The following is a 15,094-nucleotide window of genomic DNA, read 5'->3' on the forward strand; positions in this document are numbered from 1 at the left end:
TCTCTATTTTTTATTGTTTGATCTGTTGGACTTTCGGGTGTGGCAGTTTGGGTTGATCAACGCTGTTCACGCAGCGGTTTATCTGTGGAGCGGGCACGCAAAGCCCGTGCCAGAGCGGCAGGGCGATGTTCGGGTGTGTTGCTGGGAACGCCTTCGCGAGCAAGCCCGCTCCCACAGGGGACTTATGCCGGCCCACCTATGTGAATGCATCACAAATCCAATGTGGGAGCGGGCTTGCTCGCGAAAGCTATTTGAAGGGCGACACAGAAACCTCTGTGTCGCCCTCGGTTTTTAGAAGAAGCCCAACGGATTGATGTCGTAGCTCACCAGCAGGTTTTTGGTCTGCTGATAGTGATCGAGCATCATTTTGTGGGTTTCACGGCCGACGCCGGACTTTTTGTAACCACCGAACGCGGCATGCGCCGGGTACAGGTGATAGCAGTTGGTCCACACACGACCGGCCTTGATGGCGCGGCCCATGCGGTAGGCGCGGTTGATGTCGCGGGTCCAGAGGCCGGCACCGAGGCCGAACTCGGTGTCGTTGGCGATGGCCAGGGCTTCGGCTTCGTCCTTGAACGTGGTGATGCTCACCACCGGGCCAAAGATTTCTTCCTGGAACACACGCATTTTATTGGTGCCCTTGAGCAGGGTCGGCTGGATGTAATACCCGGTCGCCAGGTTGCCCTCGAGTTTTTCCACCTTGCCGCCGGTCAGCAGCTCGGCGCCTTCGCCCTTGGCGATTTCCAGGTATGAAAGGATTTTGTCGAATTGCTGCTCGGACGCCTGGGCGCCGACCATGGTGTCGGTGTCCAGCGGGTCACCACGTTTGATCGACAGGACTTTCTTCATCACGACTTTCATGAAGTCGTCGTAGATCGACTCCTGAACCAGTGCGCGGGACGGGCAGGTGCAGACTTCGCCCTGGTTGAAGAACGCCAGTACCAGGCCTTCAGCGGCTTTTTCGATGAAGGTCGGTTCGGCTTGCATGATGTCGGCGAAGAAGATGTTCGGAGACTTGCCACCGAGCTCCACGGTGGACGGAATAATGTTTTCGGCAGCTGCGTGCATGATGTGCGAGCCAACCGGGGTCGAGCCGGTGAAGGCGATCTTGGCGATGCGCTTGCTGGTGGCCAGGGCTTCGCCGGCTTCTTTGCCGAACCCTTGCACCACGTTGAGCACGCCGGGCGGCAGCAGGTCGCCGATCAGTTCCATCAGCACGGTGATGCCCAGCGGGGTTTGCTCGGCAGGCTTGAGCACCACACAGTTACCGGCGGCCAGGGCCGGAGCGAGTTTCCAGGCAGCCATCAGGATCGGGAAGTTCCACGGGATGATCTGCCCGACCACGCCCAGCGGTTCATGGATGTGATAAGCCACGGTGTTGCCGTCGATTTCGGCAGCGCTGCCTTCCTGGGCGCGGATGCAACCGGCGAAGTAGCGGAAGTGATCCGCCGCCAGCGGGATGTCAGCGTTGAGGGTTTCGCGAACGGCTTTGCCGTTGTCCCAGGATTCGGTGATCGCCAACAGTTCCAGGTTCTGCTCGATGCGGTCGGCAATTTTCAGCAGCACCAGCGAGCGCGCCTGGGCGGACGTGGCGCCCCAGGCATCGGCAGCGGCGTGGGCAGCGTCCAGGGCTTTATCGATGTCTTCGGCCGTGGAGCGTGGGAATTCGGCAATCGGTTGGCCATTCACTGGCGAGGTATTGGTGAAGTACTGACCTTTAACAGGCGCGACGAACTCGCCGCCGATGTAGTTACCGTATTTGCTCTTGAACGAAACGATAGCGCCTTCAGTACCGGGGTGAGCGTAACGCATGGTGATTTCTCCTTGGCTTTTGTGCTTATAAGGGAGAGCGCATGTGCGCTTGTTATAAGCGTAGAGCAAAGGTTGGGCCACTGCCTTGCAGGTCAGGCAAATCAAGGCCTTGCGCGGTTTATGTCGGACAAGCGGGCGGCGTCTGTGACGGTTTCGGTACAGCCTGGGTGACAGTTTGTACCGCTTGTGGCACAGGCTGTGACTGGGTGGTCTTGCCAGCATTGCAAAGCAATGGAGGCTGGAGGATGCTGGGCCTCAAATCGCCATGCAGGTCTTCCTTGTGGCGAGGGGGTTTACCCCCGTTGGGCTGCGAAGCGGCCCCAAAACCAGCCACCTCGATTTACCTGTTACACCGCGTGCTCAGGATTTACGACTGCTGCGCAGCCGAACGGGGGCAAGCCCCCTCGCCACAGGTGCAGTGTTTGGCAGTTGCTATGCAGAAGCAGCAAACCTTTCGGGGAATAATAAGAAATGCACGACAACCATTTGAGTCGCCATGCCCAGCAAGTCCTGACCGTTACCCAGGGCAAATCGCACCTGTACGGCCCTGGCAGCGATCCGTCGATTGCCCGTTCCTGGCTGCGCTGTCTTGAGGATTATCACCTCGACCCGGCCCTGACGATTGCGCCGACGGTGCTGGAACATGGCCGGGTGCTGGAAAGCCGTGAACGCTTGCAGCAAGTGCTGCAGATTGCCGGCAACGAAATGACCAGTCTGCATCAGCAACTTTCGGGCGCCGGCCACGCGGTGCTGCTGACCGACGCCCGTGGGGTGATCCTCAATTGCGTCACTGCCCCCGCCGAACGGAAGATTTTCGAGCGCGCCGGGCTCTGGCTTGGCGCCGACTGGAGCGAAGCCTGCGAAGGCACCAACGGCATCGGCACCTGCCTGGTGGAGCGTCAGTCCCTGACCATTCACCAGGATGAACACTTCCGCGGTCGCCACACCGGCCTGACCTGCTCGGCAAGCCCGGTGTTCGACCCGCATGGCGAACTGCTGGCAGTGCTCGACGTATCTTCCGCGCGCCATGAAGTCTCGCGCCAGAGCCAGTTCCACACCATGGCGCTGGTCAATCTCTCGGCGAAGATGATCGAGAGCTGTTATTTCCTGCGTTACTTCGACAATCAATGGTTGCTGCGTTTTCACTTGCAAGCTGAGTCCGTCGGGCTGTTCAGTGAAGGGCTGTTGGCGTTCGATGGCGAAGGGCGGATCAGTGCGGTCAACCAGAGTGCGTTGAACTTGCTCGGGCACATACGCGGCGGATTGCTGGGTAAACCGGTGGAAGCGTTTTTCGATTGCTCGCTGGATGAGTTGCTCGGCCGCGCGAGCGTGAATGCCAGCGCCAGTTGGCCGTTGCGCACCCGTGACGGACGCAGTCTGTTTGCCGTGTTGCGCGGTCAGCCGCGCAGTATTCCGGTGCCGGTGGTACAGCGTCCGGTGATTGCCGAGCGTCCGCGCTTGTCCGGTATCTGCCTGGGCGATGCCGCGTTGCAAGAAGATTTCCGCAAGGCCCTGCGGGTGTTCGAACGAGACGTGCCGCTGCTGATCAACGGCGAAACCGGTTCCGGCAAGGAAGCCTTTGCCAAAGCGGTGCACCAGGCCAGCCAGCGGGCCGAAAAATCCTTTGTCGCCCTCAACTGCGCGGCCATCCCCGAAAGCCTGATCGAAAGCGAGCTGTTCGGCTATCGCGGCGGCAGCTTCACCGGTGCACGCAAGGAAGGCATGCGCGGCAAGTTGCAGCAGGCCGATGGCGGCACGTTGTTCCTTGATGAAATCGGCGACATGCCGCTGGCCTTGCAGACCCGGCTATTAAGGGTGCTGGAAGATCGCCAAGTGGTGCCGATTGGCGGTGAACCGGAGTCGGTCAACGTCAGAATTATCAGCGCTACCCACCGGAATTTGCTGGATCGGGTGCAGGACGGCAGCTTCCGCGAGGATTTGTACTACCGGCTCAATGGCCTGGAAGTGGCGTTGCCGGCGTTGCGTGAGCGCAGCGATAAATCCCAGTTGCTGGATTTCTTGCTGGCGGAAGAGGCTGGCGGGGAAACCGTGTTGATTGACCAGCCGGCGCGTCAGGCCTTGCTCGCTTTTGCTTGGCCAGGCAACGTGCGGCAGTTGCGCAATGTACTGCGCACGCTGGCGGCATTGTGTGATGGCGGGCGAGTCGGGCTGGAGGATTTGCCGGCGATGATTCGCCAGGCCCGGCCGGCGGTTGCGTTGGTGGTTGAAGAGTCGTCGGAGCATCCGCTGGAGGATGCCGAGCGGCTGGCGTTGCTCAATGCGTTGGAGCAGACGCGCTGGCATATGACGCATACGGCTGAACAGCTTGGTGTCAGCCGCAATACCCTTTATCGCAAATTGCGTAAGCACGGCATAGCCCGCTAAAGGCTTTTGTGGCGAGGGAGCTTGCTCCCGCTGGGCTGCGCAGCGGCCCCAAAACCTGCAACTGCGGTGTATCAGACACATCGCGAACTCAGGTTTACGACTGCTGCGCAGCCGAGCGGGAGCAAGCTCCCTCGCCACAGAAGTGCATACCGGTCTCAGCTAAAGAGTGCGATTTTTCCTACCCTACGCTAACCTGCGGCCATGTTTTACGAGGTCGACTATGCACATTCATATTCTGGGTATCTGCGGCACTTTCATGGGTTCGATGGCGGTTCTGGCCAAAGAGCTGGGCCATCACGTGACCGGCTCCGATGCCAACGTCTATCCGCCGATGAGTACTCAGCTTGAGGCTCAGGGCATTCAGTTGACCCAAGGCTACGATCCCGCCCAACTCGATCCGGCACCGGATCTGGTGGTGATTGGCAACGCCATGTCTCGTGGCAACCCGGCCGTCGAGTACGTACTGAACAAAGGCCTGCCCTACGTTTCCGGCCCGCAATGGCTGGCGGATCACGTGCTGCAAGGTCGCTGGGTGCTGGCCGTTGCCGGCACTCACGGCAAGACCACCACCAGCAGCATGCTTGCCTGGGTACTGGAGCACGCGGGCATGAGCCCGGGTTTCCTGATCGGGGGCGTGCCGCAGAATTTCTCGGTGTCCGCTCGTTTGGGTGGCACACCGTTCTTCGTGATCGAAGCCGACGAATACGACAGCGCGTTCTTCGATAAGCGCTCCAAGTTCGTTCACTACCGCCCACGCACGGCGATCCTGAACAATCTTGAGTTCGATCACGCGGACATCTTCCCCGATCTGCCAGCCATCGAGCGGCAGTTCCACCATTTGGTGCGGACCATCCCGAGCGAAGGCCTGGTGATCCATCCGACCACCGAGCCGGCGCTGAAGCGCGTGATCGAAATGGGCTGCTGGACCCCGGTGCAAACCACCGGTGCCGGCGGTCAGTGGCAGGTCAAACTGCTGAGCGAAGACGGTTCCAAGTTTGAAGTGATGTTCGAAGGCGTCGCCCAAGGCGTGGTCGAGTGGGACATGACCGGCCAGCACAACGTCGCCAACGCCTTGGCGACCTTGGCGGCGGCCCGCCATGTCGGCGTGGTGCCGTCCATGGGCATTGCGGCGCTGAGTGCGTTCAAAAGCGTGAAGCGCCGGATGGAGAAAGTCGCGGAAGTCCGTGGTATCACCATTTACGATGACTTCGCGCACCACCCGACTGCCATTGCCACCACGCTCGATGGTCTGCGCAAACACATTGGCGATGCGCCGTTGATCGCGATCATCGAACCGCGCTCCAACTCCATGAAGCTCGGCGCGCACCGTGACGGTTTGCCGGAAAGCGTGGTCGATGCCGATCAGGTGATCTGGTACGCACCGGCGAACCTCGGCTGGGACCTGGCGGGGACGGCGGCACTGTGCACCGTGCCATCGATTGTCAGCGACTCACTCGAAGGCATCATCGAACGTGTGAAAAGCCAGGCCCAGCCCGGCACCCACGTGGTGATCATGAGCAACGGCGGCTTCGGCGGCCTGCATGGCAAACTCGCCGAGGCGCTGCAATGAACAACGGCCCGGAGCGCATTACGCTGGCGATGACCGGTGCTTCCGGCGCCCAGTACGGCTTGCGCCTGCTTGATTGCCTGGTGCGCGAGGACCGGGAGGTGCACTTTCTGATCTCCAAGGCTGCGCAACTGGTGATGGCCACCGAGACTGACGTGACGCTGCCGCCCAAGCCGCAGACCATGCAGGCCTTCCTCACCGAGTACACCGGGGCTGCCGCCGGGCAAATCAAGGTGTACGGCAAGGAAGACTGGATGTCGCCGGTGGCCTCGGGCTCCGGTGCGCCAGCGGCGATGGTGGTGGTGCCGTGCTCGACGGGGACTTTGTCGGCTATCGCGACCGGTGCCTGCAACAACCTGATCGAGCGGGCCGCCGACGTGACCTTGAAGGAGCGCCGCCAATTGATTCTGGTGCCGCGTGAGGCGCCGTACTCGAGCATTCATCTGGAGCACATGCTCAAGTTGTCGAACATGGGCGTGACGATTATGCCGGCGTCGCCGGGTTTCTATCATCAGCCACAGACCATCGACGACCTGATCGACTTCGTCGTCGCGCGGATTCTCAATCTGTTGAACATTCCTCAGGACATGCTGCCGCGTTGGGGCGAGCATCATTTGAGCAGCGATGAATAAGCTGCTGATGGTGTTGCTGGCGTTGCAACTGACCGGTTGCGCCACCGCTCGTACCCTGAATGCCGCGCAGCCGGGTGCGCCGGTGGTGTATTCGGGGACGCGGCTGGATTTGTATGCGATGAACGGCGGTTGTTGCGCCAAGGATCGTTTCGGTGCCGAAGCCCCGAGTTATCCCAATGTCGACCTGCCGGCCAGCGCGTTGCTCGACACCTTGCTGTTGCCGTTGTCGGTGTTGACGGTGATTGGGGTTGGGTTCCAGGCGACGGGCGGGTTGTAAAAAGCCAAAGCAAAAGATCGCAGCCTTCGACAGCTCCTTGTATCTCGACTATTGCTCCGTCAGGAGCGATAGTTCTCGACTGATCATCGAGGGAGGGACCTGGAAGCCGTGCAGCTCCTTAGGCTTTTTGCCTGTGACGTAGATCGTGCTCCAACCCTCCGCACTCACTCGTATAGTTCGAACGGTATCTTGGGCCCGCCTCTGGCTAGAGCCCGCATTCGCAAGGTCGGACAGAGTGCAGTGATGATCGCAATTGATCTGATTGGGAGAGTGTTATGTCCAGTTTCGTCGGCGTCGATGTCGCTAAAAACACCTTTGATATCGCTACACATCTGCCAAATGGCAAGCATAAAACCAAGGCCAAACTGGCTAACAATTCCAAGGGTTTCAAAGAGTTTGAAGTTTGGTTGCAGAAGCAGGCCGAGCCTTCGACCCTGATCGTGATGGAAGCGACCAGTGTCTATCATCTGGAGCTCGCCGAGTTCGTCTACAACAAGGGTTATCGGGTCTGCGTGGTGAATCCGGCCACGACTCACGCGTATGCGGGCAGCGAGTTACGTCGGATCAAAACCGACAAGAGTGATGCCAAGCTGATCGCCGACTTCGCTAAAGAAAAAAATGAAAAGCTCAAGCTTTGGGCTCCGGAACCGCTGAAGTTCCGCCAACTGAAGGCCATGGTTCGTCGCCTGGATGACCTTCAAGAGATGGAGCAAATGGAGCGTAATCGTCTGGACGTGTCCGACGAAAAGGTCAAAGAGTCGATCAACTCGGTGATTGGCCACATCGAAAAAGAAATCGTTGAAACCCACAAGGCGATCAAAAAACATATCGATGACGACCCCGACATGCGCCAGATGCGCGACTTGGTCGTGACCATCGACGGCATTGGCGAGAAAACGCTTGAGCGGTTGCTGGCTGAGCTGGGCGACCTGCGCAAGTACGACGACCCTCGAAAACTTGTCGCGGCTGCTGGCCTGAATCCAGAACTCCAGGAATCAGGGCTCCTCAAGGGCCGCAGCCCGATCTCGAAGATCGGCTCAGCGCGCTTGCGCGCAGGCCTATACATGCCGGGCTTGGTCGCGTTGCAACACAACAAAGCAATAATCGCCATGAAAGATCGCCTGAAGGCCAACGGCAAGGCCCCCAAGCAGATCATCTGTGCTGCCATGCGCAAGCTGCTGCATTACGTTTACGCAGTGCTCAAATCGGGCCAGCCATATGACCCTGAATTTGCGCTTGCTCGGTGAGATTCAAGACGGTATCTACATGGGATATGTGTTCACCCTGTAGGAGCTGCCGAAGGCTGCGATCTTTTGATCTTATTTACCTAATTTACGCAGCTCATCCGACTCAACCACCCGCACGCCATCCTGCTCTTCCAGCGCCAGTCGCCACATGGCGCGGGCCAGTTGGCAGGCTTCGATGCCGCGGTATTTGCCGGGAATCAATCGCGACAACGGCCCGGCGAATTGCTCGGCCAGCCGCGGTTCGAGGCGCTCACCCAGCAGTAGGGAAGGGCGGCAAATGGTCAACTGCGGCCAGTCTTGCGCGCGCAAGGCTTGTTCCATTTCGCCTTTGACCCGATTGTAGAAAACCGAGGATTTTGGATCAGCACCCAAGGCGCTGATCACGATCAGGTGTCGGGCGCCCATTTCCCGTGCGCGCTTGGCGAACGCCACTACCATGTCCAGGTCCACCGCGCGAAACGCCTGCTCGGTGCCGGCCTGTTTGATTGTGGTGCCGAGGCAGCAGTAGGCGATGTCGACGCGACCGTTCAGTTGCGGCAGAAACACCGCCGGGTCGCCGACCGGGTTTTCCAGGTGAGGGTGCTCGGCCAGTGGCCGGCGTGACGGTGCCAGGACCCGCGTAATCGTTGGCTCATTGAGCAGGCGATCGAGCAAACGTTCGCCGGTTAGGCCAGTAGCTCCGGCAAGCAAGACATGCTGAGGCGTCAAGTACATAGTGTTTCCCCCTTGATACTATTCAGCTTAGTTGCTCTTGGCGTCCTTGCTGCTGATAGCAGCACTTTGTAATGCTTTTCGCGCTTGTTGTTTGCGCAGCAATTGCCAGTGTGCGAGCACGGTTTTCGGCGCCCAGATCTGCGGTTCAGAGGCTTCGAAATTGTCCGCCAGCTCGCGCTCGGCAACGGTGGCCTTGGCCAGTTTGAAGGCTTGCTCCAGGTCGTCGGTCTGGTTCAGCGCCTGAGCGAACAGCGCGTCGCCGAAGTAGGTGAAGTTGGCTTCTTCCGAGCAACCGAAGGACACCCGGTCAGCCCGCGAGGCCGTCATGATCAGGGTTCGTTCGTCTTTCAACGCCGGAATGAAGCCGCCGGAATAGCAGGATGAAATCACGATGATCTTGTCGCGATTCTTCAGGGGCGCGAGGACCGCAGCCAGTTCGTCGGCCGGCAGGTCGGCCAGCTCCATTCGTGGCTGGTCGAGTACCAGTTCGTGTTCGCTGGTGCCGTGGCTGGTCAGGTAGATGAATATCAGGTCTTCCGGGCCACTGCGTTCGGCCAGGGTCAGGGCAGCGCGGCGCAGGTTTTCCCGGGTGGCCATCGGCCGGTCGGTGAGGTGATCGCGATGGTTGACCAGGCGGATCTGGCCGTAGGCGCCGAAGCGGCTGGCGAGCATGTTGGCGACGTAGTCGGATTCGCGCAGGAATACGCTCTGCTTGCCGTCGCCGCCGAGCGTCAGGCTGTACAGCTCAACCGCCGGGGTCGAGGCAGGCACGTTGGCTAGCGCTTCGTCGAGCAAGCGGCCCTGGGCCAGCAAGCCGAGCTCAAGGGTGTCGGGCAACAACTTGCCGTCGGCGTCACGGACGCGTTGGCCGTTGATCCAGGTGCCGCTGATGACGGTACCGTCGGTCAGCACCAGGGTGCCGCGACCTTGATAGCTGTCAGCGTCGAATCCGCCGACGTAGAAACTGCCGTCGGCCAGGTTCAAGCGGCCCGGGCCGGTGAAGCGCCAATCGCTGAACTGGCCGATGTAATGGCTGCCGTCGGTGCCGATCAGCTCGCCTTTGCCGTTGAGCACGCCTTCCTTGAACTGACCGATCCAGACATCGCCATCGGCGTTCTCGTAGCGCCCCTTACCGTTGAGCTGGTTGTCTTTGAAGGCACCGACGTAGATATCACCGTCGGCGCTGTTGAAGGTGCCGTTGCCTTCCAGCTGGCCGTCGACAAAATGCCCGCTGAACTGATTGCCGCTGGCATCTCCACGCTGGCCTTCGCCGTTGGGCTTGCCATGGGCGAACTGGCCTTGATACGAGCTGCCGTCCTCGAGTTCGAGACGGCCGAGCCCTGAATACTGATCGGCCTTGAACTCACCGCGGTAAGTCATGCCGTTTTCTTTGAGGGTGCCTTCGCCGTCGCGCCGGCCGAGTTTGAAGCCGCCGCTGTAGCTGCTGCCATTGGTGGTCAGCGTGCCCTGGCCGTCGAAGAGCCCTTGCTGGAACTGCCCGCGATACACCTCGCCGTTGCTGCCGTGCCACTCGCCCTGGCCATGCCATTGGCCCTTGTCGAACTGGCCGGCGTACCAACTGCCGTTCGGGTAGTCGATGCGGCCCTGGCCTTGCAGCAACCCATTGACCAAGTCTCCGCGATAGCGTCCGCCATCCGGCAGTCGGGCGTCAGGGGATAGCAGCGATTCGCCATCGCCACAAGCGGTGAGCAACAGGGTCAAAGCGAGGGGTGCAAGTGAGCGCATAGCGGGATCCGGGCAGTTAGGCGACCGAGTATGCCGCAGCTATGCGACCTTATATAGCGAGGGAATAAATAGAGTCGCGAAACAGCATGAGCTGCTTCGCATCCAGAGGCTTTATACGAAACAGAGGGACAGCGGTTCGGCGATGTACGCCGGTTTGTCCGAGCCTTCTATTTCCAGTGTTGCGGTGGCCTTGAGCAGCCATTGTCCGGGTTTCTTCTCGGTGACTTCGTTCATGTCGACCTTGAGCCGTACCCGTGAATTGACTTTCACCGGCTGGATGAAGCGCACGCTGTCCAGGCCATAGTTGACCACCATTTTCACGCCTTCCGGCAGGATCAGGATGTCTTCCATCAGTTTGGGCATCAGCGACAGCGACAGGAAACCGTGGGCAATGGTGCTGCCGAATGGGGTTTTCGCGGCTTTGACCGGGTCGACGTGAATGAACTGATAATCCCCTGTGGCTTCGGCGAACAGGTTGATGCGCTCCTGATCGATGGTGAGCCATTCGGAACGTCCAAGTTCCTTGCCGACATAATCTTTGAGCTCTGCAACAGGAACATAGGGCATTGAGACTCTCCTTGGTTTCATCGGTTTTATAGTTTTGAGGTGGGGGGATTTGACCTCCCGGCTTACTACTTTAGATCAACATGACAAATTGCTCCGGTCAACTGACCATGCTTTTGGCGAATGCCGGTCTATAGCGTCGGCGTGCTTATAATGCCCGGCCCCTGCTTTGTGGGGCGAGCGTTGCGGGAGATGCTGGATGTTGTTACGTGGCCTGACCTGGCTGGTGCTGTTCCAATTGCTGGGCACAGCCATCAACCACCTGTTTTTGCCGGTGCTGCCGGGACCTATTATCGGCCTGCTGCTGTTGCTGGTGTTCCTGATTATTCGTGGCGAAGTCGGCGAGCCGCTGAACCTGGCCGCGGGCAGTTTGCTGCGTTACCTGCCGTTGCTGCTGGTGCCGCCGGCGGTGGGCGTGATGGTTTATGCCAAGGACATTGCCGCAGACTTCTGGGCCATCGCCGGCGCACTGGTGTTGTCGTTGGTGCTATCCATGGCCTTCGTCGGGGTGCTGATGCAGCGCCTGATCAAACGCCACGCCCATCGCGGAGACGGCCAATGATCCTCGATTGGCAAGGTGCCCTGGATTCGGTGATTCACCATCCGCTGTTTGGCATCGGCATTACGCTGGGCGCTTATCAACTGGTGCTCGCGGCGTTCGAGAAAACCCGCTGGATCTTCCTGCAACCGGTACTGGTCTCGATGGTGCTGGTGATCGGCGTGCTGGTGGGCTGCGGCCTGACCTACGCCGAGTACCGCAAGAGCACCGAGATTCTCAGCATCCTGCTCGGCCCTGCCACGGTTGCGTTGGCGGTGCCGCTGTACTTGAATCTGCGACGGATTCGGCAGTTGTTCTGGCCGATTTTTACTACGCTGGTGATAGGTGGCGTGGTCGCCACGGGCATGGGTGTGTTGCTGGGCTGGTGGTTTGGTGCCGAACATATGATCCTGATGACCATGGCACCGAAATCCGTGACCTCGCCGATTGCGATGCTGGTGGCCGAGCAGATTGGTGGTGTCGCGGCACTGGCAGCGGTGTTCGTGTTGATTACCGGCGTGATCGGTGCGATTTTCGGCCCGAGTCTTTTGACCCGGCTCGGTGTCCATAGCCCTGAGGCTCGCGGCATGGCCCTGGGCATGACCGCCCACGCGGTCGGCACTTCGGTGGCCTTGCAGGAAAGTGAAGAATGCGGTGCCTTCGCGGCGCTGGCGATGAGTCTGATGGGCGTGGCCACGGCGGTGTTCCTACCGTTGGCGGTGTCGATGGTGGTGTAAGGAAATGTCTATGAATCTGCCGCTTTTCCCGCTGAACACGGTGCTGTTCCCAGGTTGCATCCTCGATTTGCAGATCTTCGAGGCGCGCTACCTGGACATGATCAGCCGCTGCATGAAACAAGGCGGCGGCTTCGGTGTGGTGTGCATCCTGGACGGCGAAGAAGTCGGTATCGCCCCGGCGGGTTATGCGCTGGTGGGCTGTGAAGCATTGATCACCGACTTCAAACAGCAGGACAACGGCCTGTTGGGGATTCGGGTGCAGGGTGGCCGGCGTTTCAATGTCCTGCACACCGAGATCCAGCGCGATCACCTGACTGTCGCCGACGTCGAGTGGCTGGAAGACGAACCTGAGCAACCGTTGCAGGATGAAGACGCTGACCTGGTTGCGCTGCTCAAGGCCTTGGCCGAACACCCGATGGTCGAGGCGCTGAACATGGGCACTGAAGCAACCGGGCAACAGTCACTGGCCAATCAATTGGCGTATCTGCTGCCGTTTGCGGAAGTGGACAAGATTGACCTGCTGCAACTCGATGACCCGCAGCAACGGCTGGATGCGATTCAGGCGTTGCTGGATGAGTTGCAGGGCGAACTGTTTGCTTGAACCCTAAAAGATCGCAGCCTGCGGCAGCTCCTACACGGGATATGTGTTCACCCTGTAGGAGCTGCCGAAGGCTGCGATCTTTTGATCTTTAAAGGCTCGCGTTAATAGGCATACCGCAACATCGCATGCGGCAAATGCCGTAAAGCAAAGAACGCAAACAACGCCAGCATCGACGGCAACACCAGCCACCAGACTTTAGGTGGCATTGGGTTGAGTGGTGTCTGGCGTTGACTCAGCCACAGGCTCGCCGCACAGACACACGCCGCCAGCATTGCGCCGGCCAGTACATCGGTCGGCCAATGCGCGCCCAGGTACACCCGCGACATAGCAATTGCCAGCGCCGGCATGCAGCCCAGCAACAGCCAGGTCAGGCGCATTCGTGGTGGTTGTCCGCGTCCAGCCAGAACTCCGAGCGCCAGAAACAACGCGAAGGAGCCGGAGGCGTGGCCGCTGGGCATGCTGTAACTGGTCAGTGGATCGGTCAGCACTTCCGGGCGCAGGCGGGCGAAAAAGTGCTTGGTCACGGTGTTGCCAATCGCCGTACACAACAGTGCGCCGCCAACGAAAATCGCCTGACGCCATTGCCGTGTCAGCAACAGCAGGCCGGTCAGCAGGGCGCTGAACACCAGCATATTTCGGAACTCGCCGAGCAGCGTGAAGATGACGGCCACCTCATCCATCATCGGGCTGCGGTGTTCTTGCACCAGAGTCATCAAGCCTTGATCGAGCGCGCTCAGGTGCGGGTAGCCGAAAAACAGCCCGAGCAGAATCACCAGGCCCAGGCTGGCAATGAAGGCGCTGGCGTGGCGATGGCGACGCAGGCTACTGGTGACACTCAAGCCGATCATGACCGCAATGCTGCCGGCGACGATCCCCGCTTCTGGCCAGAAGCCTTCCGGTAATGGCAGGCGAATCGCCGCGCCTGTGGCCCAGCCGGGCAGCAGGTAGGCAACGCTCCATCCCGCAGCGGCCAGCAGGCTGACGGCGATAAAGCGCGGGAAGGGCATGTCGAACATCCCGGCGACCATCGGCAGCATTGGCCGCAACGGCCCGATGAAGCGCCCGACTAACAAGCTGGCGATGCCATACCGCTGGAAATAAGACTCGGCCCCGGAGATCCATTCCGGGTGATGACGCAAGCCCGGCAGGCGGCGAATGTTCTGGTGGAAATGTCGCCCAAGAAAGTACGAAACCATGTCACCGAACAAACCACCGAGAAAACCCAGCAATAGTGTTTCGCCGAGCGGCAGCGCGCCGCTGCCGGCCAGCACCGCGATGGCAAACAGCAAAACGGTACCGGGCACGATCAGCCCGGCAATCGCCAGGCATTCCACGCAGGCCACTATGAACACCGCGGCGGCCAGCCACTGCGGATTGACCGTCAACCAACCGGTGATGCTATCGAGCCATGGGCCCATACCTACAACTCCACTTTACAAATTGACCCCTGCGTAGGAGCTGCCGAAGGCTGCGATCTTTTGATCTTGATTTTCTGCGGTATTGAAAAGATCAAAATCAAAAGATCGCAGCCTTCGGCAGCTCCTACAGGGAGATTGTGTTCACAACAAAAAATAATCGCGACCTTCGACCTGTCCCCGTCGCAGCGGGTTCCGCGTGCAATACGGCGCATAAGCCGCATCAATGAAGCGGTACATCAGATGTTCGTCACGTCCGTGGGGAATGCCCAGGCGAGTGGTTTGAATGATATGGGCGGGGGCCGGGCCGACGTCTTGCACCAGCAGCACTTCATGATCAAAGCGCTTGGCGTCCCAGACCGGCACCTTCAAACCCAGGGACTTGCACAGCAATGTTTGCCCGGCGCAGAGTTTTTGCGAGGGGCGAGGGCGGCCTTGGGCGTCGGGATTGTTCACCAGCATCTGCGCCAGACTCGCTGGCCCGCTCAATTCATCGACCCACGGATAAGCGGATTTGATCAGCACCGCATTGCCCGGCCCTTGGGCGCTGAAGTTCAGCGAATCGCCGCCCCGGGCGTAATACATATAGATGTGGCCGCCATCCAGAAACAAAGCCTTACGCTTTTCTGTGTGGCCAAGGGAGGCGTGACTGCCTTTTTCTTCGCAGTAATACGCTTCAGTCTCGATGATCCGGGCGCTGAGCCACAGGTCGCCGACACGATGACGGATGACTTTACCGAGTAAATCCCGGGCCAGAGTTTGCGCGTCACGGTCGAAAAACCCGTCCGGGAGCGCCGTAGGCAGGGCTGAAAGGGCGGCGCGAACAGTCAGGTTGGACATGATGAACGGCGTTTATCAG

At 59.8% G+C, this 15,094-nt stretch carries 14 protein-coding genes; 8 read left to right on the plus strand and 6 right to left on the minus strand.

The genetic code is table 11. From position 1 onward, the window contains the following. Positions 1-291: 291 nt before the first annotated feature. A complete protein-coding gene (gene exaC / locus AC1MEW_RS06960; RefSeq protein ID WP_201191888.1) occupies positions 292-1,812 on the minus strand; it encodes an acetaldehyde dehydrogenase ExaC in 1,521 nt (506 codons plus the stop codon). A 471-nt stretch (positions 1,813-2,283) separates the two neighbouring features. Between exaC and AC1MEW_RS06965 the strand changes: the two genes are divergently transcribed. The 5 genes from AC1MEW_RS06965 to AC1MEW_RS06985 all read left to right on the plus strand — a co-directional run bounded on the left by AC1MEW_RS06965 (position 2,284) and on the right by AC1MEW_RS06985 (position 7,920). Further along, positions 2,284-4,197 (plus strand): sigma-54-dependent Fis family transcriptional regulator, encoded by a 1,914-nt coding sequence (locus AC1MEW_RS06965; RefSeq protein ID WP_480425788.1) that lies wholly within the window; start codon positions 2,284-2,286, stop codon positions 4,195-4,197. Between the two features lie 220 nt (positions 4,198-4,417). After that, positions 4,418-5,767, plus strand: coding sequence for a UDP-N-acetylmuramate:L-alanyl-gamma-D-glutamyl-meso-diaminopimelate ligase (gene mpl, locus AC1MEW_RS06970; RefSeq protein WP_201198166.1), 1,350 nt, complete (start codon positions 4,418-4,420; stop codon positions 5,765-5,767). Then, positions 5,764-6,396, plus strand: a complete 633-nt coding sequence (ubiX, locus tag AC1MEW_RS06975; RefSeq protein WP_201198165.1) for a flavin prenyltransferase UbiX — start codon at positions 5,764-5,766, stop codon at positions 6,394-6,396. The genes mpl and ubiX overlap by 4 nt, the downstream gene beginning before the upstream one ends. Next, positions 6,389-6,673, plus strand: a complete 285-nt coding sequence (locus AC1MEW_RS06980) for a YceK/YidQ family lipoprotein (RefSeq protein WP_201198164.1) — start codon at positions 6,389-6,391, stop codon at positions 6,671-6,673. The genes ubiX and AC1MEW_RS06980 overlap by 8 nt, the downstream gene beginning before the upstream one ends. Positions 6,674-6,948: 275 nt before the next feature. After that, positions 6,949-7,920, plus strand: coding sequence for an IS110 family RNA-guided transposase (locus AC1MEW_RS06985; RefSeq protein ID WP_480423023.1), 972 nt, complete (start codon positions 6,949-6,951; stop codon positions 7,918-7,920). A 72-nt stretch (positions 7,921-7,992) separates the two neighbouring features. On the opposite strand, the gene AC1MEW_RS06990 is transcribed toward AC1MEW_RS06985, so the two are convergent. The 3 genes from AC1MEW_RS06990 to AC1MEW_RS07000 all read right to left on the minus strand — a co-directional run bounded on the left by AC1MEW_RS06990 (position 7,993) and on the right by AC1MEW_RS07000 (position 10,947). Next, positions 7,993-8,634: an oxidoreductase gene (locus tag AC1MEW_RS06990; protein WP_201198163.1), complete on the minus strand. Its 642-nt coding sequence runs from the start codon at positions 8,632-8,634 to the stop codon at positions 7,993-7,995. A gap of 27 nt (positions 8,635-8,661) precedes the next feature. Continuing rightward, on the minus strand, positions 8,662-10,380 hold the full coding sequence (locus AC1MEW_RS06995; protein WP_201255362.1) for a C13 family peptidase: 1,719 nt from the start codon (positions 10,378-10,380) through the stop codon (positions 8,662-8,664). A gap of 111 nt (positions 10,381-10,491) precedes the next feature. Next, positions 10,492-10,947 (minus strand): MaoC family dehydratase, encoded by a 456-nt coding sequence (locus tag AC1MEW_RS07000; protein WP_201198161.1) that lies wholly within the window; start codon positions 10,945-10,947, stop codon positions 10,492-10,494. 196 nt (positions 10,948-11,143) lie between these two features. On the opposite strand from AC1MEW_RS07000, the gene AC1MEW_RS07005 reads away from it, so the two are divergent. The 3 genes from AC1MEW_RS07005 to AC1MEW_RS07015 are packed head-to-tail and all read left to right on the plus strand — an operon-like array spanning position 11,144 to position 12,820. Continuing rightward, positions 11,144-11,506 carry a CidA/LrgA family protein gene (locus AC1MEW_RS07005; protein WP_201191898.1) on the plus strand — a complete coding sequence of 121 codons (363 nt, stop codon included), beginning with the start codon at positions 11,144-11,146 and terminating at the stop codon, positions 11,504-11,506. After that, positions 11,503-12,219, plus strand: coding sequence for an LrgB family protein (locus AC1MEW_RS07010; protein WP_201191900.1), 717 nt, complete (start codon positions 11,503-11,505; stop codon positions 12,217-12,219). The genes AC1MEW_RS07005 and AC1MEW_RS07010 overlap by 4 nt, the downstream gene beginning before the upstream one ends. A 10-nt stretch (positions 12,220-12,229) precedes the next feature. Continuing rightward, on the plus strand, positions 12,230-12,820 hold the full coding sequence (locus AC1MEW_RS07015) for an LON peptidase substrate-binding domain-containing protein (RefSeq protein WP_480425793.1): 591 nt from the start codon (positions 12,230-12,232) through the stop codon (positions 12,818-12,820). A gap of 101 nt (positions 12,821-12,921) precedes the next feature. Here the strand turns inward: AC1MEW_RS07015 and AC1MEW_RS07020 are convergent, their stop codons facing one another. Both AC1MEW_RS07020 and AC1MEW_RS07025 read right to left on the minus strand, forming a co-directional pair. Next, a complete protein-coding gene (locus AC1MEW_RS07020; RefSeq protein WP_480425794.1) occupies positions 12,922-14,238 on the minus strand; it encodes a bifunctional DedA family/phosphatase PAP2 family protein in 1,317 nt (438 codons plus the stop codon). 141 nt (positions 14,239-14,379) lie between these two features. Continuing rightward, positions 14,380-15,075 carry a DNA-3-methyladenine glycosylase gene (locus AC1MEW_RS07025; protein WP_480425796.1) on the minus strand — a complete coding sequence of 232 codons (696 nt, stop codon included), beginning with the start codon at positions 15,073-15,075 and terminating at the stop codon, positions 14,380-14,382. Between the last annotated feature and the right edge of the window lie 19 nt (positions 15,076-15,094).

The sequence above is a fragment of the Pseudomonas sp. ASL4 genome (genome assembly GCF_056680395.1).